Source organism: Mumia sp. Pv4-285, assembly GCF_041320275.1.
Taxonomy (GTDB): domain Bacteria; phylum Actinomycetota; class Actinomycetes; order Propionibacteriales; family Nocardioidaceae; genus Mumia; species Mumia qirimensis.
The window spans coordinates 1,999,673-2,023,107 of sequence record NZ_CP162023.1; the positions used below are offsets into that span (position 1 = coordinate 1,999,673).

Here is a 23,435-nt window from a genome sequence, read left to right on the forward strand (position 1 = left end):
ACGGGTGGTGGCAGACGGTAGATTCTGGGTGTGGCCGACGAACCCGCCCAGACCGATGATCACCAGACCGATGAGCGCCCATCCACCGAGCACCAGCCCGACGAGCGCTATCCCGAGCACTGGGAGGCGGACGTGGTTCTCCGCGACGGCGGAGCCGCGCACCTGCGCCCGATCATCCCCGACGACGCCGAAGAGCTCGTGGCCTTCTACTCCCGCGTCTCGGAGCAGTCGAAGTACTACCGGTTCTTCGCGCCGTACCCGACGCTGTCCAGCCGTGACGTCAAGCGCTTCACGGAGGTGGACTACCAGCGCAGGGTCGCCTTCGTGGTGACGATCGGCTCGAGCATCCTGGCCGTCGGACGCTACGACGCGGTCGCGCCCGGCGAGGCGGAGGTCGCGTTCCTCGTGGAGGACGACCAGCAGGGCCGGGGGCTCGCCCAGCTGCTCCTCGAGCACCTGGCGCAGGCCGGTCGCGAGATGGGCATCCACCGCTTCGTCGCCGACGTGCTCCCCGAGAACGTGCGGATGATCCAGGTCTTCCGTGACCAGGGCTACCAGGTCGAGCGCAGCGTCGAGGACGGCGTGATGCGTCTCGTCTTCCCGATCGACCCGACCGAGACCGCGATCGGGGTCATGCAGTCCCGCGAGCACCGAGCCGAGGCAGCCTCGATCGAGCGCTTCTTCAACGCCCGCAGCGTCGCCGTGGTCGGCGCCAGCCGCCGTCAGGACACCATCGGCCAGGGCATGATCCGCAACCTGGTGCTGGGTGACTTCGCCGGCGCGGTGTACGCGGTGAACCCGCAGGCGGAGGCGGTCTCCGGGCTCCCGGCGTACAAGACGGTCCAGGACATCCCCGGCGACGTCGACCTCGCGGTGATCGCCGTGCCGGCCGAGTCGGTCCCCGAGGTCGTGCTCGACTGCGCCGCCAAGGGCGTCCACGGCCTGATCGTCATCTCCTCGGGCTTCGCCGAGATCGGCGACGAGGGGCGTCGCCGTCAGCGTCGCCTGGTCGGGCTCGCCCGGTCGTACGGGCTGCGCCTGGTCGGCCCGAACTGCCTCGGCGTCATCAACACGTCGTCGCAGGTGCGTCTCAACGCGTCGCTGTCCCCGCTGATCCCGCCGCGCGGCCGCGTCGGGTTCTTCTGCCAGTCCGGTGCGCTCGGGCTCGCGATCCTGGAGAACGTGGACAGGCGCGGCCTCGGCCTGTCGACCTTCGTCTCGGCCGGCAACCGTGCCGACGTGTCCGGCAACGACCTCCTCCAGTACTGGGAGGAGGACGACGCGACCGAGGTCGTGCTCCTCTACCTCGAGTCCATCGGCAACCCGCGCAAGTTCTCGCGGATCGCCCGCCGGGTCGGGCGCAAGAAGCCTGTTGTCGCGGTGAAGTCCGGCCGGTCCACCCAGGGCGTGCCGGTCGGTCACGCCGTCCGCAAGACCACCGCCCCGCAGTCGGCGGTCGACGCGATGTTCCACCAGGCCGGCGTGATCCAGGTCGACACGCTCGATGAGATGTTCGACGTCGCGCAGCTGCTCGCCCACCAGCCGCTGCCGCGCGGTCCGCGGGTCGCGGTCGTCGGCAACTCCGACGCGCTGGCGCTGCTGGTCGCCGACGCCGCGACCGCCTCGGGTCTCAAGGTCGCCGACCCGATCGCGTTGGGCGCGAACGCGAGCGCGGACGACTTCGAGAAGGCCCTCGACGCGGCGATCGACAATCCCGACGTGGACGCGATCGTGGCCGTCTTCATCCCGCCGGTGAACACCAAGGGCGCCGACGTCGCCAACGTGCTCGCGGCGGTGGGGGAGCAGTCCGACAAGCCGATCGTGTCGACGTTCCTCGGGTCCGAGGGCGTCCCCGAGCTGCTGAGGGTGCCGGACGTGGAGGGCGCCGCCGGTCGCGGCTCGGTCCCCTCGTACTCGGCGCCGGAGTCGGCCGTACGCGCTCTGGCGCGCGTCGTCAGCTACGCCGAGTGGGCCGGCAGCGAGCAGGGCGAGATCGCGCACTTCGACGACATCGACCGCGAGGCGGCGAGCAGCCTGGTGCGCACCGCGCTGTCGCGGACCCCTGACGGCAGCTGGCTGACCGATGCCGAGGTGCACGAGCTGCTGCGGCTCTACGGCATCGACCTGTGGGACTGGGAGCCGGCTCCGAGCCTCGAGGCGGCGGTCGCCGCCGGTGAGCGGTTCGGCTGGAACGTCGTCCTCAAGGCGACCGCCGACACCGTTCGCGCACGCCCCGACCTGACCCACGTCTGGCGCAACATCTCCGACGCGGACGACATGGCAGAGGCGTGGGCGGCGATGACCGACTACATCGGCCCCGCGGAGCGCGCGATGTTCGTGGTCCAGAAGATGGCCCCACCCGGGGTTCCGATCTCCATCCGCACCGTCGAGGACCCGTTGTTCGGCCCGCTCCTGTCGTTCGCGCTGTCGGGTGCCGCGAGCGATCTCCTGGAGGACCGCGCGTACCGGATCCCTCCCGTCACGGACGTCGACGCCGCGGCGATGGTCCGCGAGCTGAAGTCGGCGCCGCTGCTGTTCGGATACCGGGGCGGCCCGCGCGCCGATCTCGCAGCCGTCGAAGACCTGCTCCAGCGGGTGGCGGCGCTGAAGGACGACCTGCCCGAGGTCTCGGAGCTCAACCTCGAGCCGGTGCTCGCCGGGCACGACGGACACCGCGTCCTCAAGGCCCGCGCACGCGTCGCCCAGCCGATCGACAACCGTCGGGACTGGTACGTGCGCCGGTTGAGCTCGCCGGTCGGTCTCGGCGACACGATGGCCGACGCATGAGGTGGCCCTCTTCTCGGTCGAAGGGACCGCACCTGGGGACGACCGCCCAGGACTATGCGGGGAGTGGGAGACTGGGAGGCATGGCCAACCGACACCCGTCGCCCCAGCGCGCGGAGACCCCCGACCAGGCGCGCGACCGTACGTCGGAGCTCAGCGCCGACATCGAGACCACGGGCTACTACCCGCAGGTCGTCGCGGCGGGGCTCGCCGACGCACTGGCCGACGAGCCGGTTCTCGCCTACGTCCTCCACCACGAGCCGACGTTCGACCGTGACGAGGTGCGCCGCCACATGACGGTGCTGACCCTCACGCCGACGCGCCTCGTCCTCGCGCACACCGACGAGCACCCGGCCGACGACGTGCTGCCCGAGCCGTACACGTCCACGACGACCGAGGCTGTTCCGCTGCGGACCGTCGACTCGGTCGTCGTCACGCGCACGGTCCCTGCGGCGACCGCGGTCGGTGAGGTGACCTCGGAGGACGCCGCCGAGGCGCTGCTGACGATCGGCTGGGGCGCAGTGCGCAGGCTCGACCTGGAGCCCGCGGCGTGCTCCGACCCGAACTGCGAGGCCGACCACGGATACACCGGCTCGGCGACCGCCGACGACTTCTCGCTGCGGGTCAGCGCCGCCGCCGACGGCGGCGGTGCGGTGCAGCGGCTGCTGGGGTTCGCCCGTGAGCTCTCTGCTGTGACGAGCCGTCCGCGGTGACCGCGGCCGACATCGCGCAGTCGACGGTCGACTACCACGGACGCAGCCTCACGTCTCTGCTCCCGAGCATCGCCGCGGCCATGGGCGTGCCGAGCTGGACCGACGTGCTGGGTCTGCCGCCTGCCGACCGCTACGTCGTGGTGCTCGTCGACGGTCTCGGGCACGACCTGCTCGCCGAGCACGCCGACGCCGCGCCCTACCTCGCCTCGCTGCTGCACCGCGAGCCGCTGCGCTCCGGGCTGCCGTCGACCACGGCCACGAGCCTCACCTCCCTCGGCACCGGTCTGCCTCCCGGTCGCCACGGCATCGTCGGCTACACGAGCCGGATCCCGGGCACCGACCGGGTCATGAACTCGCTCCGCTGGGATCCCGAGGTCGACCCCGCCCAGTGGCAGCCTCACCCGACGATGTTCGAGCGGATCGACGCCGCCGGCATCCCCACGTCCACGGTCAACAAGGCGGAGTTCGAGGGGACGGGCCTGACCGTCTGCAGCCAGAGCGGCGTGCCGTTCCACCCGTTCGTCTCCGTCTACGAGCGCCTCGACGTGGTCGTCGAGGCGTCCGAGGCGACGCCCCGGTCGCTCGTCTACACGTACGAGTCGACGCTGGACCACACCGGTCACGAGAAGGGCTCCACCTCGCCCGAGTGGCGTGACCGCCTGCGTGGCATCGACCACGACCTGGCCGACCTGCGCGACGCGCTCGGTCCGGGGACGGCTCTTGTCGTCACCGCAGACCACGGCATGCTCGACCTGCCGCGGGCGGGTCGCTTCGACGTGGAGGCCGAGCCCGGCCTGCTCACCGACGTCACCGTCTTCGCAGGCGAGGCGCGGTTCCGTCACCTCTACACCCGCTCGGGTGCGGAGGAGGAGGTCGCCGCGCGCTGGCGCGACAGGGTTGCCGACCAGGCCCTGGTGCTGACACGCGACGAGGCGGAGGCGGCTGGCTGGTTCGGTCCGATCGACGACCGCGTACGCCCTCGGATCGGCGACGTCGTCGTGGCCGCGCTCGGTGACTTCGGGGTCTTCTCGTCGCGGCACTTCGCGATCGAGCTCCAGATGGCAGGGTTCCACGGTTCGGTCACCCCGGCCGAGATGCGGGTGCCGCTCCTCGTCGACCTGTGACGCGGCGGACAATGTAGGCGCACCGGAGCCGCGGGCTCGTCTAGCGTGCCGATATGGCGCGTCATGGCGACACTGCCCGACCTCTGCTCCTCGCGGTCGACCGGGATCCCGACTCCCTCGAGCGCATCGAGGAGGAGCTGGGTCGTGCCTTCGGCTCGGACTACCGGGTCCGTGGCGAGCTGACCTCGGCCGACGCCGTACGCGTCCTGGAGCAGGCGCACGACCGTTCGGCCCCGGTCGCCGTGGTGCTCGTCGACCACGGCCTCGACCCCGAGGACCGCGTCGACGTCCTCTCGACCGCGCGCACCCTCCACCCGGACGCTCGCCGCGCGATGCTCGTCGAGTGGGGTTCCTGGGCGAGCCGCTCGGTGGCTCGGAGCATCCTGTCGGCGGTCGCTGTCGGTGACGTCAGCTACTACGTGCTGAAGCCGTGGACGAGCCGCGACGAGCTGTTCCACCGTACGGTCGCCGAGTTCGTGCAGGAGTGGTCGCGAAACGACGCGAGCACGATGCGCGAGGTCGTCGTGGTGGCGGGCCGCAGCTCGGCGCGAGCCGCCCAGGTGCGCAGCATGCTGCTGCGCAACGGCGTGCCCCACGCGTTCCGCGAACGCGGCACCGCGCTGGCCGACGGCGTCGAGGGAGTCGTCCGCGACGGCGGCCACGATCTGGACGGCGTCGACGTCCTCGTGTGGATGCCCGCGATCGGGGGCACGGTCCTCCTGGACCCGAGCGACGTGGAGATCGCCGAGGCGTGGGGCGTACGGACGACGCTCGAGGGTGACCGGGACTTCGACCTCGTGGTCGTCGGCGCCGGTCCGGGGGGCCTGGCGGCAGCGGTGTACGGGTCGTCCGAAGGACTGCGCACCCTCGTCGTCGAGCGGGAGGCGATCGGCGGCCAGGCGGGGTCCAGCTCGCTGATCCGCAACTACCTGGGCTTCTCGCGAGGCATCAGCGGGGCGGAGCTCGCTCAGCGCGCCTACCAGCAGGCGTGGGTGTTCGGGGCCCACGTGCTGTTCATGCGGGAGGTCGTCGCCCTGCGACGCCGGGACACGGGCGGCTTCGAGGTCGAGGTCAGCGGCGTGGGCACCGTGACGGCCCGTGCCGTCGTCCTCGCGTCCGGCGTCTCGTACCGCAGGATGGGCGTCCCCGCCCTGGAGGCCTTCAGCGGGTCGGGTGTGTTCTACGGTGCCAGCGTCTCGGAGGCGCACGCGATGACCGGGCGACGCGCTGTCGTCGTCGGAGGCGGCAACTCCGCGGGCCAGGCAGTCCTCCACCTGGCTCGCTACTGCGCCCACGTCACGCTGTCGATCCGCTCGGAAACGATCGAGGCCGGCATGTCGAAGTACCTCGTCGACGCCATCGCCGCGACCGACAACATCACCGTGCGGACCGGGACCGAGGTGGTCGGCGGCGGTGGTGAGGGCTGGCTCGAGAACGTCGTCGTCCGGGACCGGACCACCGGTCTCGAGGACGTCGAGCGGGCCGACGGGCTCTTCGCGATGATCGGCGCCCAGCCGAGGACCGACTGGCTCCCGGACGCGGTGGTGCGGGACCCGCGGGGCTTCGTGCTCGCCGGGGCCGATGCCGCGATCGTCGGCACCTGGTCGCGCGCGCGTCCGCCGCGGCCGTACGAGACGACCCTGCCGGGCGTGTTCGCGGTCGGTGACCTGCGGGCTGGCTCGGTCAAGCGCGTCGCCTCGGCGGTCGGCGAGGGGTCGGTCGTCGTCTCGCAGGTCCACGAGTGCCTGGCCGAGGGCGATGTCTGAGCGCCGGGCGGTCCACGGCGGCACGCCGTCGTCCCAGCGTGCCGGCCTCGCCGCGGTCACGGTGTGTCTCGCGCTGCCGCTGCTCGGGCTCGGCCTGCTGCTGTGGCGCCCGGAGATCGACATCGTCTGGGAGGACCATCCCGCTCATTTCTGGATCGTCCTCGCCGCGGCCGCGACCAGCGCCGTCCTCGCATCCGTGATGGGGACGGCGGCCCAGCGTCGCGGCGACGCTCGCGTCCTGCTCGCCGCGTACGCGTTCCTCGTGACCGCTGCGTTCCTCGGGCTGCACGCGCTGGCGACGCCGAAGGTGCTGCTGGACACACCCAACGCCGGTTTCGTCCTCGCGACGCCGGCCGGCCTGGCTCTGGGCGCGGTCTTCGCGGTGTGGTCCGGGAGCAACCTGAGCGGGGAGCGCGACGTCGCGGTCGTACGCCGTGCGCCGCTGCTGCGCGGCGTGATCGTGGCCCTGGCGCTCGGGTGGGCCGTCCTGTCGCTCGCCCAGATCTGGCCGTTCGACACCGGTGCGGTGCCCGAGCAGGTCGACGGCCTGCTGACGGCGTTCGCCGGTGCGGCGATCGTCGGGTACGCGGTAGCAGCTTGGCGCTACCTCGGCATCTGGCGAGAGCGCCGCTCTGCGCTGCCGCTCGCTGTCGCGTCGGCGTTCGTGCTGCTCGCCGAGGCCTCGGTCGCGGTCGCCTTCTCGCGCAGCTGGCACCTGTCGTGGTGGGAGTGGCACCTCCTGATGCTGGCCGCCGTCGTGCTCGTCGCCGTCACCGCCCGCGCGCAGTGGCACGAGGAACGCTTCGCGGGCCTCTACCTGGACGACACGACGGAGGGGGAGCGCGACATGAGCATCCTGTTCGCGGACCTCCAGGGCTTCACCACGTTCTCGGAGGCGCACGAGCCGCGCGAGGTCACGCAGATGCTCAACGTGTTCTTCGAGGTCGCCGTGCCGGCGGTGGCGGGACGGTACGGCGGCGACGTGGACCGGATCATCGGCGACGCGCTCATGGTCACCTTCAACCGCCGAGGTGACCAGCCGGACCACGCGCGTCGGGCGGCCCTCGCCGGTCTCGCGCTCCAGGAGGCGACCGCGTCCGTGCTCGAGGAGCACCCGGACTGGCCCCGGTTCAGGGTCGGGATCAGCTCCGGTCCGGTGTCGGTGAGCGTGCTCGGCACCGCGGGCGGGCGGACCCACACGGTCATCGGCGACACCGTCAACACCGCCAGCCGGATCGAGGGAAAGGCGCCGGCGGGCGGGGTCGCCGTCAGTGCGGCGACCTTGGCGCTGCTGCCGGACGCGCAGTCGGAGCCGCTCGGGTTCCTCGAGCTGAAGGGCAAGGCGCAGCCCGTCGAGGTGTTCCGGATCGTCGGCCTCGACGCCGCGCCGCGCTAGCCGCCGAAGGGCAGCGGGTCGTTCAGGGTCGTCACTGCACGGGCGCGGGCTGTCGTCATCCGGCGGCGGTGGTGCTGGCGGCAGAGCACCTCGTACCCGACGTTCGGCGTCGGGAACCCGGGCTCGTCCACGTCTCCGACGACGATCTGGTCGCCCTCCGTGACCATGACGCCGTTCTCGGTGCGGGCGTTGTGGGTCGCGCGCTTGCCGCACCAGCACAGCGCCTCGACCTGGAGCGGCTGGATGCGGTCGGCGAGCTCGACGAGGCGGGCAGACCCCTCGAACAACCGCGTGCGGAAGTCGGTGAGGATCCCGAACGCGAAGACGTCGATCTGCAGCTCGTCGGCGATCCGGGCCAGCGCCTCGACCTGTTCCTTGGTGTAGAACTGGGCCTCGTCGGCGATCACGTAGTCGATCCGCCCGCCGGCGGTGAGCGAGCTGACGACGTACTCCCAGAAGTCGAACGCCGGGTCGACCTCGATCGCCTCGGTGGAGAGGCCGAGACGGCTGGAGAGGCGTCCGTCGCCGGCCCGGTCGCGGCTCGTGAAGATTCGCCCGACACGCCCGCGCGCGGCGTGGTTGTGGTTCGTCTGGAGGGCCAGCGTCGACTTGCCGCTGTCCATGGTCCCGGTGAAGAAGAGCAGGCTCGCCACGAGGCATGAGGCTACCGTGTCGGCATGGCGGCGGATCCCGTGGTGACGGTCGGAGACTTGGCGCTCATGCTCGCGGCGCAGGACGTGGTCGTCCTCGACGTCCGGTACGCCCTGGGTGGCGCGCCCGGACGCGAGGAGTACGACGCCGGCCACGTGCCGGGAGCGGCGTACGTGGACATGGACACCGAGCTGGCTGACCCGCCTGGCGACGGCACCCGGGGTCGGCACCCGCTGCCCGATCCGGCGCGGTTCGCGGCGGCGATGCGAGTCCACGGCGTACGGGGTGGGACTCCAGTGGTCGTGTACGACGCCGCGGACGGGACGTCGGCCGCCCGGGCGTGGTGGCTGCTGACGTACCACGGCCACCCCGACGTACGGCTGCTCGACGGTGGGTACGCGGCCTGGGTCGCCGCGGGGGAGCCGACGTCGTCCGACCCGCCGTCCCCCGAGCCGGGGGACTTCGTCGCGGAGCCCGGGCACCTGCCGCTGGTCGATGCTGCGGGTGCGGCACGGGTGGCACGGGAGGGCGTGCTGCTCGACGCGCGGGTCGCCGAGCGCTATCGCGGGGAGGTGGAGCCGATCGACCCGGTCGCCGGGCACGTCCCGGGTGCGGTGAGCGCGCCGACCTTCGCCAACGTCGACGCCGACGGCCGCTGGCGGGCGGGCGGCGAGCTCGCCGACCGCTTCGCCGGGCTCGGCGCCGTCGCCGGTGTCGAGGTGGCCGCGTACTGCGGCTCCGGGGTGACGGCGGCCCACGAGGTGCTGGCACTGCGCCGCGCCGGTGTGGACGCGGCGCTGTACGCCGGCTCGTGGAGCGAGTGGGTGAGCGACCCCGATCGGCCGGTCGCGACCGGCGTGGAGTCTGTCTGAGCGGTGGGGCACGATGGAGCCATGTCTCGAGTCCGAGCACCCCTCGTAGGCCGCGCAGCCGAGCTCGGGGCGCTCGAGGCGGCGCTCGCCGAGGTGCGCGCGGGTGCGTCGCGGACGTTCGTCGTGGCCGGCGAGGCGGGCATCGGCAAGAGCCGCCTCGTCGACGAGCTCACGCTGTCGGTTCGCGACGACGGCGCCACCCTCGTGGTCAGGGGCACGTGCGCGGGCTCCAGCTCGGGTCCGATCCCGTACGCGGCGCTCGAGGGCGTGCTCCGCGACGTCGTGGGTGCCCTGGGGGTCGACGAGACGCTCGCTGCCGCCGGGCCGGGAGCCGACGCGCTCGGGCTGATCGCGCCACGCCTCATCGACGTGCGCCCGGACGTCATGCCCGGGCGCCTGCCGGAGGTCGTCGCCGGGCTCCTCGTCGAGGTCGCGCGGAGCCGCCCGCTCGTCGTGGTCGTCGAGGACCTGCACTGGTCGGACGACACCACCCGGGCCACGGTCGACCGACTTGCCCGTGTCGCCGGCGACACGTCGATGCTCCTCGTCGTCACCTACCGCAGCGACGACGTCGGCCGTGGCCACCCGTTGCGGGGCGTGATCGCCGAGCTGGAGCGGTCGAGGGTGGTCACCCGGATCGACCTCCGACGGCTCGACCGCGCCGAGGTGGCGCAGCTCGCCTCCGCGCTGCTCGACACCGACGAGCTGGGGCCGGGCCTCGCCGACCTGATCGAGCGCAGCGACGGGGTTCCCTTCTACGTCGAGGAGCTGCTGGGGTCCTTGGGCTCGTCGCTGCCCGAGTCGCTGCGCGACCTGTTGCTGCTCCGCTACCGGCGTCTGTCGCCGACCGCGCAGGAGTTCTGCCGGTGGGTGGCCGCCGCAGGGCTGCGCGCGCCGTACGACCTGCTGGCCGACGCCCTCGGCGCCGACACCCTCACCGACACCGAAGCCGCTGCCCGCGAGGCCGTGGAGGCGGCGGTGCTCGTCGGTGACGGCGACGCGTACGCGTTCAGGCACGCGCTGGTCCAGGAGGCGGTCTACACCGAGCTGCTGCCCGGGGAGCGGCGGCGGCTGCACTCCGACTACGCGGCGGCGCTCGCGACCTTGCCGTCGACGGTGTCGCGGCTGTCGGAGATCGCCGACCACTGGTGGAAGGCCCGGGTGCTCGACCGGGCGCTGGCGACCGCCGTCACGGCGTTCGGAGCGGCGGACGCCGCCGGATCACGGACGACGGCGGCTTCCTTGGGCGAGCGCGCCCTGGAGCTCTGGGAGATGGTGCCCGACGCCTCGGACGTCGCAGGGCTCTCTCACCACGGTCTGCTGATCCGCGTCGCCGACGCGGTGGCGGCGACCACCCGGCTCGACCGTGCGGTGGCGCTCAGCCGGCAGGCGCTCGACGAGTGGCCTGAAGACGACCGGTACGGCCTCGCCCTCGCGCTCGACGACGCGGCGGTGATCATGGCGCAGTCCGGCAGCGAGGAGGGGCGCGTCCTGCTCGAGCGAGGGCTGGCGCTCGTGCCACCAGGCACGCGTGACGACGTACGGGTGGCGCTCCTGGTCTCCAAGGCGCGCGACGCGATGCTCGACGGACGTGCCTCCGAGTCCGTCGCATACGCCACCGAGTGCTATGACACGGCGATCGCCGTCGGCGCGATGCCCCAGGCGTCGCTCGCTCTCAACATGCGTGGGGTGAGCCGGGTCGTGGACAAGGGCGACGAAGGCGGCTTCGACGACCTCGAGCTCGCTCGCCAGCTTGCCGGAGACGTCTGGATGCCGCTCGGGCGCTACTTCACCAACACCTCTCACGCCTACCTGGTCCGGGGCCAGTACGCGCGCGCGTTCGCGCTGGCCGAGGAGGGCGCGCGCCGGTCGCACGCGCTCGGCGCCGGGTGGAGCAGCGCCGCGATGCTCGAGGGCAACATGGCGGAGTGCATGATCGCGCTCGGCCAGTGGGACCGGGCGCAGGCCTGGTACGAGCAGTCCGTCCCGCTCGTGTCGTCGAGTGCCTTCGCCGTCTACCTGCGGGAGCGGTGGGCGTGGCTGCTGATGTGGCGCGGCGACGTCGACGCGGCCGAGACGCTCGTGCGGTCGAGCGAGGCCGAGTGGGCTCGCGTCGGTCGGCTCGAGGCGCAGGTCCGGACCCGCGTCGCAGAGACGATGGCCCATCTCGCGCTGCTGCGCGACGACCCGGAGCTAGCACTGCAGCTCATCACCGACGTGGTCCTCGCACCCGATCGCCCGCGCGACTCCGCGTACGACCCGTCGATGCTCGCGGTCGCGGCGCGGGCTGTGGCGATGCTCCGCCGTTCCCCGGGAGCGGAGGGGCCGGACATCTCCCCGTACCGTGCCCTCCTCGCCAAGTGCACGCACACGAGCAGGTTCGAGCTCTGGGCGGCAGTGTTCGCCGCGGAACTGGGCGAGGCACCCTGGTCGGTGGTCGTCGATCTCGACGGGGGCCCGGCGCACGTCCGCCCTTACGCGTTGCTGCGCGACGGAGAGGCGCTCCTCGCTGACGGTGACCGTGCGGCGGCGCGCGATCGGCTCGCGGAAGCGGTCGAGGCGGCACGCGCCATCGGCTGCGGGCTCGTCGCCGACCAGGCCGAGGCGACGCTGTCGTCGGTCGGCCTTCGGGCACCGCGACGGGGCGACGGCGACGAGCTCACCGACCGCGAGCGCCAGGTCCTCGAGCTGGTGGCGGACGGCCTCACCAACGGGCAGATCGCCGAGCGACTCTTCATCAGCCCCAAGACCGCATCCGTGCACGTGTCGGCGATCCTGCGGAAGCTCGGAGTGGCGAGCCGTACGGAGGCGGCAGTGAAGGCGCGTTCGGTGAGCGGCGCTTAGCTGGTCAGGGCGTTCGATCCGGGCGAGGGGTGCCACGTCGTCACGGGCGGCTCGGATCCCCACTTCCGGAGACGCGCGCGGGGATACGCCGTCCCGTGCTGAGGGTCGACCGCCATAACCCAGCCACCGTCTCGGATCTCCCCGCGCAGGTCGAGCGTGCCGCCGACGTACGGGACGCAGTCGTTCGGAAGGGTGGCATCCCAGCTGTACTCGCTGTCGCCCACTCGGATGCGGAGGGTGACGCGCTGGTCGCTGCCCTTGCGGCTGCGCATGAGCGTCACCACTTCGGCCTCGGCACGGTCGCGAGGGCGACGCAGGGTGCGGTAGGCGCGCAGGGGGATCGGGGCGCCCAGCCCGAGGAGGATACGCAGAAGGAGAATGGGGAGGACTGCGAGCGGACCGAGCTCGAACAAGACATAGCGAGCGCGATCGAGAAGCGAAGCCTGGGCGTCGTCGACGCTGGCCGCCCACGTCGGCTCGTCCGGGTCGACCGCGACTTCGAGGCGCTCTCCCGCGTCCGGGCCTCCGAAGAAGATCGAGAGGAATCCCGCGTCGAGTCTCCACACCCGGGCGTACGACCCGTCGGGCAGTTGGGCCACGACATCGCCCCAGACGTCGATCGACTCCGGTAGTTCCTCGGGGTCGACGACCACTGCTTCGACGTGGGGCTGCGAGCTCACGACGTCGCTGGCGCGCGCGAGGGTGTGCGCGCCACCATATGGGTTGACCATGGACACGGCGGCGGCGACAGCTGCGGCACCCGCGGACACCAGGACAGCCGTGGCGATGCCTGCCAGACGGGTCCGAAGCGCGCCGCGGATCGCAGCGTCAGTGGCCTCCACGCTCGGCCTCCCACTTCTTGACGACCGTCTTCGGAGCCTGCGATCGCCAGGCGTCCTCGATCACCTCGGCGAGCTCCCCGCGGGTCAGGGTGCCGAGGTGGGCGAGGCGCAGCAGGACCGCGTTGTAGCCGTCGAAGTGCGGGGTCGTGAACCACGGGCCGTCACCCTGGACGAGGGCGAGCTTGTCGCCTTCGTCGGGCACCCGGAAGACGAGGACGTCGGTGAGCCGCTGGCCGGTCTCGGCATCGACCGCGTCGGGGCGTGGGGAGCGGTAGCCGACGAAGAACTTCTTGCTCACCTGGTACGACGGCAGGCCGCCCCAGCCGGGGACCTTGACCGTACGAGGCAGGGCGAGCGCGATCTCGTCGATGTCGGACTCGCGTGCCTTCCGCGACCGTGCCATCTGGGCCTCCTCGCGCCTGTTCGCCGGTTCCTCAGCCCGCGGAGCGTACGGCGTCGGTCGACGCGGTGTCGTCGGACAGGCGAGTCACTTCGGCAAGTTTCGCGCGGCGGACCGCCTCGTACGCGGTGGCCGCCATGGTCGCGAGCAGCAGGACCTCGCCGAGGTTCGTGATGATCGCGTTCGAGGCGGCGGCGGCCGCGACGACGAACATCTGCGCAGCACCGGCGAGCACCCACGGCCACCGGGCGTGCCGGGCCATCAGGACGCCGATGACGAGGAGCGCGACGATCGTGGCGATCTCGGGGAACGGCGGCGCCCCGTCCAGGTGCTTGTAGCTGAGGACACCGTCCTTCGTCACAGGCGTCAGGTGCATCGCGACCTCGCCGGACAGCGCCAGGGCGATGATCGCGACGGTGACCACCGACCAGAACCACAGACTGGCTCGTCCACGGAAGCCGGGGACGTCCCACCGGTGGGCGACGCGCGCCGCGAACACCACAAGCAGCGGGGTGAAGAGTGCGTGGAGAAGGTACCGGGGGTAGGAGGCGAGCTCGAGGCTGCGACTCTCGCCCCACGAGCTGCCGAACGTCAGCATGAGGTTGTCGTAGGTCAGCCCGACCGTGACGAGAAGCGGCAGCACGCCGACCAGGACGCCGACCGAGCGGCCTCGCCGGATCACCACGACGAGCACGACGGCGATCGCCACCGACGCCAACGTGTAGGCGAGCAGTGCCCAGTTGTGGGGCTGCATGACCATGGCTCACTCCGAGGGCGGGGACGGGACGGATGCACTGTAGGCGCCGGGACGCGGCTGCGTACACGATATAGGGCACCTTGTTGCCGGATCGTGTCTGCGCGCTCACCCGCGGCTAGCGAAGTGCGCGGACCGCGTCGATCGTGTCGGCCTCGGCCGGCGTCTTGTCGTCGCGGTAGCGCAGCACGCGCGCGAACCGCAGGGCCACACCGCCCGGGTAGCGCGGCGACCGCTGCACCCCGTCGAACGCGATCTCGACGACCTGCTCGGGTCGAAGGGGGACGACGTGACCGTCTGCCGGTCCGCTGGCGAGCTCGCGGAACCGCTCCGTCTGCCACGCGAGCATCTCGTCGGTCATGCCCTTGAACGTCTTGCCGAGCATCACGAACCCACCCTCGGGGTCACGTGCACCCAGGTGGATGTTGCTCAGCCACCCCTTGCGGCGCCCCGACCCCCACTCCACGGCAAGCACCACCAGGTCGAGGGTGTGCCGGGGCTTGACCTTCACCCAGGCCGCTCCGCGCCGGCCCGCGTCGTACGGGGCGTCGAGGGACTTCACGACCACGCCCTCGTATCCGGACGAGACGGCGTCGGCGAAGAACCGCTGTGCCTCCTCGGGATCGGCGGTCCGCAGGCGAGGGACGCCGAGGCTCGGCGCGATGCGGCCGAGGACCTCGAGGCGCTCACGCAGCGGGCGGTCGAGGAGGTCGTCGCCGTCCGCGTGGAGGACGTCGAAGAACACCGGCGACAGGACTCGTACGTCGTCCCCCGACCGCAGGTCGGGCGCCGTGTCGCGCGGGTGGGTCGCACCGAGCGAGGCGATGTCCTGGAACGGAGCCGGACGCCCGTCGCGCTCGATCACCAGCGCCTCGCCGTCGAGGACGACCGGGTCGACAGCGAGCTCTCGGACGGTCGCGACGATCTGGGGGACGCGTTCGGTGATGTCGTCGAGGCTGCGGGTGAAGACCCGGACGTCGTCACCGACGCGGTGGACCTGGATGCGGATGCCGTCGAGCTTGGTGTCGACCGACGCGGTCGTGCCGGGGCCGATCTTGTCGAGCGCCGCGGCGAGGTCGGGCGCCGACGACGCCAGCATCGGGCGTACGGCGCGTCCTGGGGAGAGCACCGCGATCACAGCGACGGCGTCGCGACCGCCCGTCATCGCGGCGAGCGCCACCGGGGGAGTCGCACCCTGGAGCATCGCCGCGCGACGCACCTCGGCCGCGGGGACGTCGGAGGCTTCGGCGAGCGCGTCGAGGACGATCGAGTCGAGGGCACCCTGGCGCACGTCGCCGGAGACCAGGCCGGCGAGGAACCGCTGCTCGTCGGCCGTCGCCGCGCCGAACAACGCGGTCGCCGCGGCCGCCCGCTCGCCCTGAGACCCGGGGCCCGACATCGCCGCCATCGACGCGAAGGTGGCATCGACCTCGCCCACGGTCAGGCTCGGCTCAGAACCTGGTGACGGCATGTCGCGCAACGACGCCCACCCCAGGCCCGTACGGCGCTGGCGAAGCTCGCCGGCGAGATAGGTGATCACGACCTCCAGGTCGCCCAGGTCCGTACGGCGCAGCAGGCCTGCGATCGCGGATCGTTTGGCCAGGCGCGATCGCGTGCCGGCAACGGTCCGCGAGGTGGCGACGACGTCGGCGAGGAGCACGGAACCCATTCTGCTGCGCCGCACTGACACGGGCAGGCCGACGCCGCGGCGCGTGCGGGCAGCGGCCGGCGACCCACGCGAGAAGCGGTGAGCCTGGTCCCACGGGCGGCGCTCGTCGTGGGACCACACTCACCGCCGACGCGCCGGTCGGGGGACGATCGCGCTTCCCCGGGATGACAGAATCGAGCACGTGAGCCCCGACCCCACGACGAGCCTGCCCACCCGCACCGACGTCCTCGTCGTCGGTGCCGGTCCTGCGGGCTCCGCCGCCGCTGCGTGGGCCGCCCGCCACGGGCTCGACGTCGTCATCGCCGACGCGGCCCGGTTTCCCCGCGACAAGACGTGCGGCGACGGCCTGACGCCCCGCGCGATCACCGAGCTCGACCGGCTCGGTCTCGGCCCGTGGGTGCGTCGTCACGGCACCAACCGCGGTCTGCGCGCGGCAGGGTTCGGCCAGACCCTCCTCCTCCCGTGGCCCGGTGGCTCGCTGCCCGACCACGGTTCTGCGGTGCCACGCACGGAGCTCGACGCCCACATCCGTACGGCCTCCCTCGACGCCGGCGCGACGCCTCTCGACGCGGCGCGAGCCGTCGACGTCGTCCGGGACGGCGAGCGGGTGACCGAGGTCGTGTTCAAGACCGCTCAGGGCCTGCACCACGTGGCATGCGACCGCCTCGTCGTCGCCGACGGCGTGCGTTCACCCCTGGGGCGCGTGCTCGGTCGCGAGTGGCACCGGGACACGGCCTACGGCGTGGCGGGCCGGTCGTACGTCAAGTCCGCCCGCAGCGACGACCCCTGGATCTCCAGCCACCTCGAGCTGCGCGACGAGCAGGACGCCCTGCTGAGCGGGTACGGCTGGATCTTTCCGCTGGCCGACGGCGAGGTGAACCTCGGCGTGGGCACGCTCGCCACCTCGAAGCGCCCCGCGAACGTGCAGCTGCGCCCGTTGATGGAGCACTACGCCAGCCTGCGCCGTACGGAGTGGGAGCTCGCCGACGAGCTGCGCGCCCCCACGTCGGCGCTGCTGCCGATGGGTGGGGCAGTGTCGGGCGTCGCCGGCCCCAACTGGGCGCTGATCGGCGACGCGGCAGGCTGCGTGAACCCGCTGAACGGCGAGGGCATCGACTACGGTCTCGAGACCGGCCGGCTCGTCGCCGAGGAGCTCGCCTCCGGTGCCGTTCTCGGCACCGCCTGGCCCGCGGTCCTCCGCGAGCACTACGGCGAGGCGTTCTCCATCGCGCGCCGGCTCGCCGGGCTGCTGACCGTGCCGGGCGTCGTGACGTACGGCGGACCCGTCGGCATGCGCTCGTACGCGCTCATGACGGTCGCACTGCGCCTGATGGGCAACCTGGTGACCGACGAGGACCGTGACGCTGTCGCCCGTCTGTGGCGCTGGGCCGGCCGGATGTCGCTGCGACTCGACCAGCGCAGGCCGTTCGCATGAGCGGCGCGACCGGAGAGGTCGTGACGGAGACGAAGGTCCGCTACGCCTCCCGCGGATCGACGCACTTCGACGTCATCCTCGCGGCCTTCTGCGTCGTGCTGGTCGTCTCCAACATCGTCGCCACGAAGGGCATCGAGCTCGGGTCGGGCAGCTGGTCGATCGGCAGCCTGCAGGTGTGGCCGGTCATCACCGACGGCGGTGCGCTCCTGTTTCCGCTGGCCTACATCCTGGGCGACGTGATCTCCGAGGTGTACGGCTTCCGGGCCGCGCGCCGTGCGATCGTGACCGGCTTCGCGATGGCGTTGCTCGCGGCGGTGACGTTCTGGGTCGTCCAGCAGGCGCCCGGGGCGTCGTTCTACGAGAACCAGGCGGCGTACGAGGCGGTGCTGGGCTTCGTGCCGCAGATCGTGCTGGCGAGCCTCGCCGGCTACGTCGTCGGACAGCTGCTCAACAGTGTCGTGCTGGTGCGGATGAAGGCGCGTACGGCCGAGCGCGGCCTCTTCGCGCGGCTCATCACGTCGACCGGCGTCGGGGAGCTCGCGGACACGCTCATCTTCTGCGCGATCGCCGCCTCCGTCATCGGGATCACGACGATGGGGCAGTTCTGGAACTACGCGATCGTCGGCTTCGTCTACAAGGTCGGCGTCGAGCTCGTGGTGATGCCGTTGACGATGCTCGTGATCCGCTGGCTGAAGTCCCGCGAACCCACGTACTGAGGAGACACGGCCTGAGGAGTGAGAAGGGCGGTCGTCACGCCCGCGACGCGTAGTAGCGCCCGAGGAACTCTGCCTTGAGCTCCGCGTAGGTCCCGTCGGAGATCGAGGCGCGGATCCGGTCCACGAGCCGCACGATGAACCGCTCGTTGTGGATCGTCACCAGGGTGCCCGCGTTGTACTCCTTGGCCTTGAACAGGTGGTGCAGGTACGCCTCGGTGTAGTGCGTGCACGTGTAGCAGTCGCACTCCTCGTCGATCGGCGCGAAGCTGCGACGGGACGCCGCCACCGCCAGGTTGCGCTGCCCGTCGTAGGTGTAGACGCGCGACGACCGCGCCACCCGGGACGGGCTCACGCAGTCGAACGTGTCGGCGCCGCTCTCCACCCCGGCGAACAGGTCGTCCGGCTCGCCGATGCCGAGCAGGTGGCGCGGCTTGTCCTCGGGGAGCTCCTCGCACACCCAGCCGACGATCGTGCCGAGCAGCTCCTTGTCGAGCGCCCCGCCGATGCCGAACCCGTCGAACCCCAGCTCCACGAGCCCGCGCGCCGACTGCCGCCTTAGGTCCTCGTACTGCGCGCCCTGGACGACGCCGAACAGCGCCTGGTACGGCTTGTCCGCCCGCGCGGCGGTGAGCAGCTCGTGCTCGGCGACGCAGCGTGCGGCCCACGCCTGGGTGCGGTCGACCGACCGCTCCTGGTAGTCGCGGGTGTTCATCAACGTCGTGCACTCGTCGAACGCGAAGATGATGTCCGCGCCGAGCTGGTGCTGGATCCGCATCGACACCTCGGGCGTGAAGCGGTGCTTGGAGCCGTCGAGGTGGCTCTTGAACGTCACGCCCTCGTCGTCGATGTGCGCGAGGCGCTCCTTGCCCTCGGCGATGACGTCGTCGGACTTGCGTCCGGTGGTGTCCATCGCCAGCACCTTGCGGAACCCGGCGCCGAGCGACAGCACCTGGAATCCGCCCGAGTCGGTGAAGGTCGGCCCCGGCCAGTTCATGAACGCCCCGAGACCACCCGCTTCGTCGACGATGTCGGATCCGGGCTGCAGGTAGAGGTGGTAGGCGTTCGCGAGCAGCGCCTGCGACCCGAGGTCGCTCATCGTCTCGGGCAGCACGGCCTTGACCGTCGCCTTCGTGCCCACGGGCACGAAGGCGGGCGTCGCGATGTCGCCGTGCGGGGTCGAGATCACGCCGGTACGCCCCTGGGCGCCGTCGACGGAGTCGGCGAGGCGGTCGCCGACGGAGAAGGAGAACGTCACCGGTCCATCAAACCAGCGCGTCAGCCGTCGACCGACGACGGCGTTGCCGCCCCGTCCTCAGGGAGCGGCGTGGGCTGGCCGAGCGAGGGGTCGCCCTCGTCGCCGCCGGAGGTGTCCGGCGTCTGTGACGGTGTTGTCGGCGTGGGCGTCGGCGTCGTCGGGGTGGACGACTCCGGTGTGGTCGGAGGTGCCTCGGTCTCCTCCGTGGCATCGCTGCTCGGCGGCTCGGTCGGGTCGACTCCGTCGGGTACGCCGGTGGGCGCGGGGTCCTCGGGGCTCTCGTCGTTGCGCCGGTCCCGGCGGTCGTCGTCGTTGTCGGTGGTGCTGCCGACGTTGCTGAAGGTCGTGCCGGACCCGCCGCTCTCCCCGAGGGGATGGCCGACGATCGTCTCGTACGCCCAGATCCCGCCGAGCGCGAGGACGAGGCTGACCACGGCTGCCGCGAGGACGCCGCGCCACGTGACCAGGGTGCTCGACTCGTCCTCAGCCGCCTCGACGGCCTCCGCCGCGATCTCGTCGGCGGTCGTCTCGGCGTCGACGACGTCCTCGACGCCGCCGTCGCCCGGCTGGCCGGTGGCGTCGAGCGCCTCGGGGACGGGAAGGACGCCGGTGCCCCCGGGACCGGTCGGGGCGCGCTTCGCGAGGGTGGCGAGGCTCGCGAGGCGGGCGGCCTCCGCGATGCGGTGGCTCTTGCGGATCGAGTTCGTGTAGATGGTGCCGGCGAGCGTGGCGACGACGGAACCGACGGCGGCACCGATGAGCGTCCCGGCGACGCCGAGCCACGAGCCCGCGACAGCAGCCGTCACGGCGGCGAGAGCACTGCCCGCGACCTGGCTCGTCGAGATGCCCGAGAGGACACCGGTGTCGTCGTCGGAGTCGGTCTGGTTGGCCGCCATGCGTCCCTTCCCGCGGTTGCTCGCGTCGTGCAGGCCTCGTCGCCGAGGAGTCGGACGGCGTGCTCCGGGTGGATCACGCCAACCTTCGACGGTAGCCAAGTCGGCCGCGCGGCCCAAGTGAGGTCGGGCACACGCCTTGCCCGACTACGGTGACCCCATGAGCAACGCTCCGCTCGAACCAGCCACCACGCAACCGCACCCGGTCGTGCTCGACGTCGACACCGGTGTCGACGACGCGCTGGCCGTGATGTTCGCGGTCCGGCACCCGGCGCTCGACGTCCGGGGGATCAGCTGCGTCGCCGGCAACGCCGACGTGGACCAGGTGGTCGCCAACACGCTGGCGGTCCTCGACGTCCTCGATGCCCCGGACATCCCCGTCGGCCGCGGATCCGAGCATCCCCTCCTCGAGCTGGCACGCGACGCACGCCACGTCCACGGGTCGGACGGACTCGGCAACCAGGACCTGCCGGCGTCGTCGCGTACCCCGTACGGCGGTGGCGCTCTCGAGCTGATGCGGCTGGCGATCCTGGACTCGCCCGAACCGGTCACGCTGGTGCCGCTCGCCCCGATGACGAACATCGCGCTGCTGCTGCGGGCCTACCCGGAGGTCAAGGAGAACCTCGCCGGGATCGTCGCGATGGGCGGCGCGGTGGCAGGTGGAAACGCGACGGCCGTGGCGGAGTTCAACGTGTGGCACGACCCGGAGGCCGCTGCGATCGTCCTCGGGGCCGGGGTGCCGGTCACGATGTACGGGCTCGACGTCTTCTCTCGGGTGGTGGTCGAGCCCGACACGTACGAGGCACTGAGCGACGACCCGGACCCCGCGGTCGCGCTGGCGGGCAGGCTGCTCGCCCACTCGCACGCCGTCATCCGCTCCGACCCTCGCGTCGGCCACGGCGGGCTGATCGGGGACGCGGGCGCGGTGTGCGCCGTCGCGCGACCCGAGCTCCTGACGACGCACCGGTGGCCGGTCCACGTCTCGCTCGCGCCGGGACTGACGCGGGGGCAGACGGTCGTGGACCGCCGGTACGTCCTCGGCGAGGACAGCGTCCATGGCGTCGACTCGTTGGGGCACCTGGTCGACGTGGCTCTCGACGTCGACGTCGAGGCGACCCGCGACCTGTTCCTCACGACGATCGGCGCGCGGCCGCAGGCGTCCCACACCGACGACACGGCGCGCGCGGTCCAGCGGTGACAGCGCCACGTGGCGACGGCACCGGGCGCGTGGCGGTCGTCGGTTCCCTGAACGTCGACCTCGTCACCGGGGTCCACCGGCACCCTGCGCCGGGGGAGACGGTGCTCGGGGACGATCTCGTACGGCTCCGCGGCGGCAAGGGTGCCAACCAGGCGATGTCCGCCGCACGGTGCGGCGCGGACGTCACGATGGTGGGCAGGGTCGGAGACGACGAGGACGGGCGGGCGTACCGGGACCACCTCTCCGCGGCCGGGATCGACGTCTCCCACCTGTTGACGACGCCCGGCGCGCCGACGGGGACGGCGCTCATCGTCGTCGACGCCGACGGCGAGAACACGATCGTGGTCGCGGTGGGAGCCAACTCCCGGCTCGAGGCGGCCGACATCCGTGCTGCGGCCGCCGTGATCGAAGCGGCGGACGTGCTGCTGGTCCAGCTGGAGGTCGGGGAGGACGCCGTGGAGGCTGCGGCGGCGATCGCCCGCTCGGCGGGCACGCGTCTGGTGCTCAACGCCTCACCCGTACGGCCGCTCCCTGCGTGGCTGGTCGACCTCGCCGACCCGCTGCTGGTCAACGAGCACGAGGCGAAGGCGTACGAGGAGCTCTCCGGTGAGGCGGCGTCCGTCTGCGTCACGCTCGGTGGGCGCGGAGCGCGCTGGGGCGAGGATTCGGCCGAGCCTCGACGGGTCGAGCCGCTCGACACCACGGGTGCGGGTGACGCCTTCGCCGGCGCGCTCGCTGCCGGGCTCGCACGGGGGCTCGACCGGGGAGCCGCGCTCGCTGCGGCGGTCGACGCCGGAGCCGCTGCGACGCAGTGGACGGGTGCGCAACCGACGGGCTGACAGGGTGTGCGGCCGCGGGAGGCCGTCCCCAGCCATTGGTCGTCCCCAGCCTCGGCGCGGGTCCCGCATTGTGTCCCTCGCGCTCATTAGGGTCGGAACGAGCCTGCTCGGAGGCTCGCTCGACCCCGGAGGTGTGGCATGCGCTTCATCGCGACCGCTGACTGGCAGCTCGGCATGACCGCCCGGTTCCTCAGCGACCAGGCGCGCACGCGGTTCCACCAGGCGCGGCTCGACGCGGTCCGTCGGATCGGTGAGCTCGCGACGGAGACCGAGGCGTCGTTCGTCGTGGTCTGCGGTGACGTCTTCGAGTCCAACCAGCTCGACCGCGCGATCGTGGCCAAGACGTTCGAGGCGTTGCGCGCGTTCTCCGTGCCGGTCGTGCTGCTCCCGGGCAACCACGATCCGCTCGACGCCGCCTCGATCTACGACGCGCCGGTCTTCCGCGATCGACGCCCCGACCACGTCCACGTGCTCCGTGACGCCGCTCCGTTCACCGTCGTCGACGGGGTCGAGATCGTGGGGGCACCCTGGTTCGGCAAGCATCCGACCCGCGACCTGGTCGCCGACGCGTGCTCAGGGCTCCAGCCGATGGCTGAAGGCCTGGTGCGGGTGGTCGCCGGCCACGGTGTCACGAGCACGCTCAACCCCGACCGCGACGCGCTCGCGGCGATCGACGTCCCGACGCTGACCAAGGTCCTCGACGGCGGCTGCGCCCACGTCGCCGTGCTGGGCGACCGCCACTCGACCACCGAGGTGGAGCCCCGCATCTGGTACGCCGGGGCTCCGGAGGTGACGGCGAGGGTCGAGGACGATCCGGGCAACGTGCTGGTGATCGACGTCGATCCCGGCACGCACGAGGTGACCGTGGCTCCTCGGCGGGTCGGGCGATGGAGCTTCGACGTGCTCGAGGAGCGGCTCGAGTCCCTCGAGGACGTCGAGCGGCTCGCCGATCTGCTGAGCGCGATCCCCGACAAGGAGTGTCGAGCGGTCTGGCTCGCCCTGGCCGGCACCCTTTCCACGTCGTCGAAGGCCAGGCTCGACGCCGTCCTGGACGAGGCCGGCGACCTCTTCGCCCATCTCGACGTCTGGGCTCGACACACCGACCTGGCGGTGCTGCCCGATGACCACGACTTCGCCGATCTCGGGCTGAGCGGGTTCGCGCAGGACGCGCTCGACGAGCTGGCCGAGCTCTCACGGCCCGAGTCGGCGCACAGCTCCGCCGACACTGTCGCGCAGGATGCGCTCGGCCTCCTCTATCGGCTCGCGGGTGCAGGCCGGTGAGGC

General features: G+C 72.2%; 19 protein-coding genes. 12 read left to right on the plus strand and 7 right to left on the minus strand.

Going from position 1 to position 23,435, the window contains the following annotated elements:
- The first annotated feature begins 30 nt into the window (after positions 1-30).
- The 5 genes from AB3M34_RS09635 (at position 31) to AB3M34_RS09655 (ending at position 7,783) form a co-directional block, all read left to right on the plus strand.
- Positions 31-2,787, plus strand: coding sequence for a GNAT family N-acetyltransferase (locus AB3M34_RS09635; RefSeq protein WP_370619386.1), 2,757 nt, complete (start codon positions 31-33; stop codon positions 2,785-2,787).
- Positions 2,788-2,867: 80 nt separating this feature from the next.
- A complete protein-coding gene (locus AB3M34_RS09640) occupies positions 2,868-3,497 on the plus strand; it encodes a DUF5998 family protein (protein WP_370619388.1) in 630 nt (209 codons plus the stop codon).
- On the plus strand, positions 3,494-4,621 hold the full coding sequence (locus AB3M34_RS09645) for an alkaline phosphatase family protein (RefSeq protein WP_370619389.1): 1,128 nt from the start codon (positions 3,494-3,496) through the stop codon (positions 4,619-4,621). The genes AB3M34_RS09640 and AB3M34_RS09645 overlap by 4 nt, the downstream gene beginning before the upstream one ends.
- Positions 4,622-4,674: 53 nt before the next feature.
- Entirely contained in the window at positions 4,675-6,387 is a 1,713-nt protein-coding gene (locus AB3M34_RS09650) for an FAD-dependent oxidoreductase (RefSeq protein ID WP_370619390.1), read from the plus strand.
- On the plus strand, positions 6,380-7,783 hold the full coding sequence (locus AB3M34_RS09655) for an adenylate/guanylate cyclase domain-containing protein (RefSeq protein WP_370619392.1): 1,404 nt from the start codon (positions 6,380-6,382) through the stop codon (positions 7,781-7,783). The genes AB3M34_RS09650 and AB3M34_RS09655 overlap by 8 nt, the downstream gene beginning before the upstream one ends.
- Here the strand turns inward: AB3M34_RS09655 and AB3M34_RS09660 are convergent.
- Entirely contained in the window at positions 7,780-8,436 is a 657-nt protein-coding gene (locus AB3M34_RS09660; RefSeq protein ID WP_370619394.1) for a thymidine kinase, read from the minus strand. The two genes, AB3M34_RS09655 and AB3M34_RS09660, sit on opposite strands and share 4 nt — an antisense overlap.
- 24 nt (positions 8,437-8,460) lie before the next feature.
- Here AB3M34_RS09660 and AB3M34_RS09665 point away from each other — a divergent pair, with 24 nt between their 5' ends.
- Positions 8,461-9,306 (plus strand): sulfurtransferase, encoded by an 846-nt coding sequence (locus AB3M34_RS09665; protein WP_370619395.1) that lies wholly within the window; start codon positions 8,461-8,463, stop codon positions 9,304-9,306.
- A gap of 21 nt (positions 9,307-9,327) precedes the next feature.
- Positions 9,328-12,150 (plus strand): helix-turn-helix transcriptional regulator, encoded by a 2,823-nt coding sequence (locus AB3M34_RS09670; protein ID WP_370619397.1) that lies wholly within the window; start codon positions 9,328-9,330, stop codon positions 12,148-12,150.
- Here the strand turns inward: AB3M34_RS09670 and AB3M34_RS09675 are convergent.
- The 4 genes from AB3M34_RS09675 to AB3M34_RS09690 all read right to left on the minus strand — a co-directional run bounded on the left by AB3M34_RS09675 (position 12,147) and on the right by AB3M34_RS09690 (position 15,815).
- A complete protein-coding gene (locus AB3M34_RS09675) occupies positions 12,147-12,992 on the minus strand; it encodes a hypothetical protein (RefSeq protein ID WP_370619399.1) in 846 nt (281 codons plus the stop codon). The genes AB3M34_RS09670 and AB3M34_RS09675 overlap by 4 nt on opposite strands.
- Positions 12,979-13,395, minus strand: a complete 417-nt coding sequence (locus tag AB3M34_RS09680; protein ID WP_370619401.1) for an MmcQ/YjbR family DNA-binding protein — start codon at positions 13,393-13,395, stop codon at positions 12,979-12,981. The genes AB3M34_RS09675 and AB3M34_RS09680 overlap by 14 nt, the downstream gene beginning before the upstream one ends.
- 31 nt (positions 13,396-13,426) lie before the next feature.
- The gene (locus AB3M34_RS09685; protein ID WP_370619402.1) at positions 13,427-14,152 is read right to left on the minus strand and encodes a hypothetical protein; all 726 of its coding nucleotides are present in this window, start codon (positions 14,150-14,152) and stop codon (positions 13,427-13,429) included.
- Between the two features lie 112 nt (positions 14,153-14,264).
- A complete protein-coding gene (locus tag AB3M34_RS09690) occupies positions 14,265-15,815 on the minus strand; it encodes an ATP-dependent DNA ligase (RefSeq protein ID WP_370619404.1) in 1,551 nt (516 codons plus the stop codon).
- Between the two features lie 181 nt (positions 15,816-15,996).
- On the opposite strand from AB3M34_RS09690, the gene AB3M34_RS09695 reads away from it, so the two are divergent.
- Both AB3M34_RS09695 and AB3M34_RS09700 read left to right on the plus strand, forming a co-directional pair.
- Positions 15,997-17,250, plus strand: a complete 1,254-nt coding sequence (locus AB3M34_RS09695; RefSeq protein WP_370619406.1) for a geranylgeranyl reductase family protein — start codon at positions 15,997-15,999, stop codon at positions 17,248-17,250.
- Positions 17,247-17,966, plus strand: coding sequence for a queuosine precursor transporter (locus AB3M34_RS09700; RefSeq protein WP_370619408.1), 720 nt, complete (start codon positions 17,247-17,249; stop codon positions 17,964-17,966). Before AB3M34_RS09695 ends, AB3M34_RS09700 begins: the two co-directional genes overlap by 4 nt.
- 34 nt (positions 17,967-18,000) lie before the next feature.
- Here the strand turns inward: AB3M34_RS09700 and tgt are convergent, their stop codons facing one another.
- Positions 18,001-19,221: a tRNA guanosine(34) transglycosylase Tgt gene (gene tgt / locus AB3M34_RS09705; protein WP_370619409.1), complete on the minus strand. Its 1,221-nt coding sequence runs from the start codon at positions 19,219-19,221 to the stop codon at positions 18,001-18,003.
- A gap of 20 nt (positions 19,222-19,241) precedes the next feature.
- Positions 19,242-20,117, minus strand: coding sequence for a hypothetical protein (locus tag AB3M34_RS09710; RefSeq protein WP_370619410.1), 876 nt, complete (start codon positions 20,115-20,117; stop codon positions 19,242-19,244).
- A gap of 157 nt (positions 20,118-20,274) precedes the next feature.
- On the opposite strand from AB3M34_RS09710, the gene AB3M34_RS09715 reads away from it, so the two are divergent.
- The 3 genes from AB3M34_RS09715 to AB3M34_RS09725 all read left to right on the plus strand — a co-directional run bounded on the left by AB3M34_RS09715 (position 20,275) and on the right by AB3M34_RS09725 (position 23,432).
- Complete coding sequence (locus tag AB3M34_RS09715) at positions 20,275-21,312, plus strand: nucleoside hydrolase (RefSeq protein WP_370619412.1); 1,038 nt, start codon at positions 20,275-20,277, stop codon at positions 21,310-21,312.
- Positions 21,309-22,151, plus strand: coding sequence for a ribokinase (locus AB3M34_RS09720; RefSeq protein WP_370619414.1), 843 nt, complete (start codon positions 21,309-21,311; stop codon positions 22,149-22,151). Before AB3M34_RS09715 ends, AB3M34_RS09720 begins: the two co-directional genes overlap by 4 nt.
- A gap of 138 nt (positions 22,152-22,289) precedes the next feature.
- Entirely contained in the window at positions 22,290-23,432 is a 1,143-nt protein-coding gene (locus AB3M34_RS09725) for a metallophosphoesterase family protein (RefSeq protein WP_370619416.1), read from the plus strand.
- Positions 23,433-23,435 lie beyond the last annotated feature (3 nt).

Coding starts and splice junctions, on each gene's coding strand:
- AB3M34_RS09640 (WP_370619388.1), top strand. CDS start 2,868: ATGGCCAACCGACACCCGTCGCCCCAGCGCGCGGAGACCCCCGACCAG.
- AB3M34_RS09650 (WP_370619390.1), top strand. CDS start 4,675: ATGGCGCGTCATGGCGACACTGCCCGACCTCTGCTCCTCGCGGTCGAC.
- AB3M34_RS09655 (WP_370619392.1), top strand. CDS start 6,380: ATGTCTGAGCGCCGGGCGGTCCACGGCGGCACGCCGTCGTCCCAGCGT.
- AB3M34_RS09665 (WP_370619395.1), top strand. CDS start 8,461: ATGGCGGCGGATCCCGTGGTGACGGTCGGAGACTTGGCGCTCATGCTC.
- AB3M34_RS09670 (WP_370619397.1), top strand. CDS start 9,328: ATGTCTCGAGTCCGAGCACCCCTCGTAGGCCGCGCAGCCGAGCTCGGG.
- AB3M34_RS09680 (WP_370619401.1), bottom strand. CDS start 13,395: ATGGCACGGTCGCGGAAGGCACGCGAGTCCGACATCGACGAGATCGCG.
- AB3M34_RS09685 (WP_370619402.1), bottom strand. CDS start 14,152: ATGGTCATGCAGCCCCACAACTGGGCACTGCTCGCCTACACGTTGGCG.
- AB3M34_RS09690 (WP_370619404.1), bottom strand. CDS start 15,815: ATGGGTTCCGTGCTCCTCGCCGACGTCGTCGCCACCTCGCGGACCGTT.
- AB3M34_RS09700 (WP_370619408.1), top strand. CDS start 17,247: ATGAGCGGCGCGACCGGAGAGGTCGTGACGGAGACGAAGGTCCGCTAC.
- AB3M34_RS09710 (WP_370619410.1), bottom strand. CDS start 20,117: ATGGCGGCCAACCAGACCGACTCCGACGACGACACCGGTGTCCTCTCG.
- AB3M34_RS09715 (WP_370619412.1), top strand. CDS start 20,275: ATGAGCAACGCTCCGCTCGAACCAGCCACCACGCAACCGCACCCGGTC.
- AB3M34_RS09725 (WP_370619416.1), top strand. CDS start 22,290: ATGCGCTTCATCGCGACCGCTGACTGGCAGCTCGGCATGACCGCCCGG.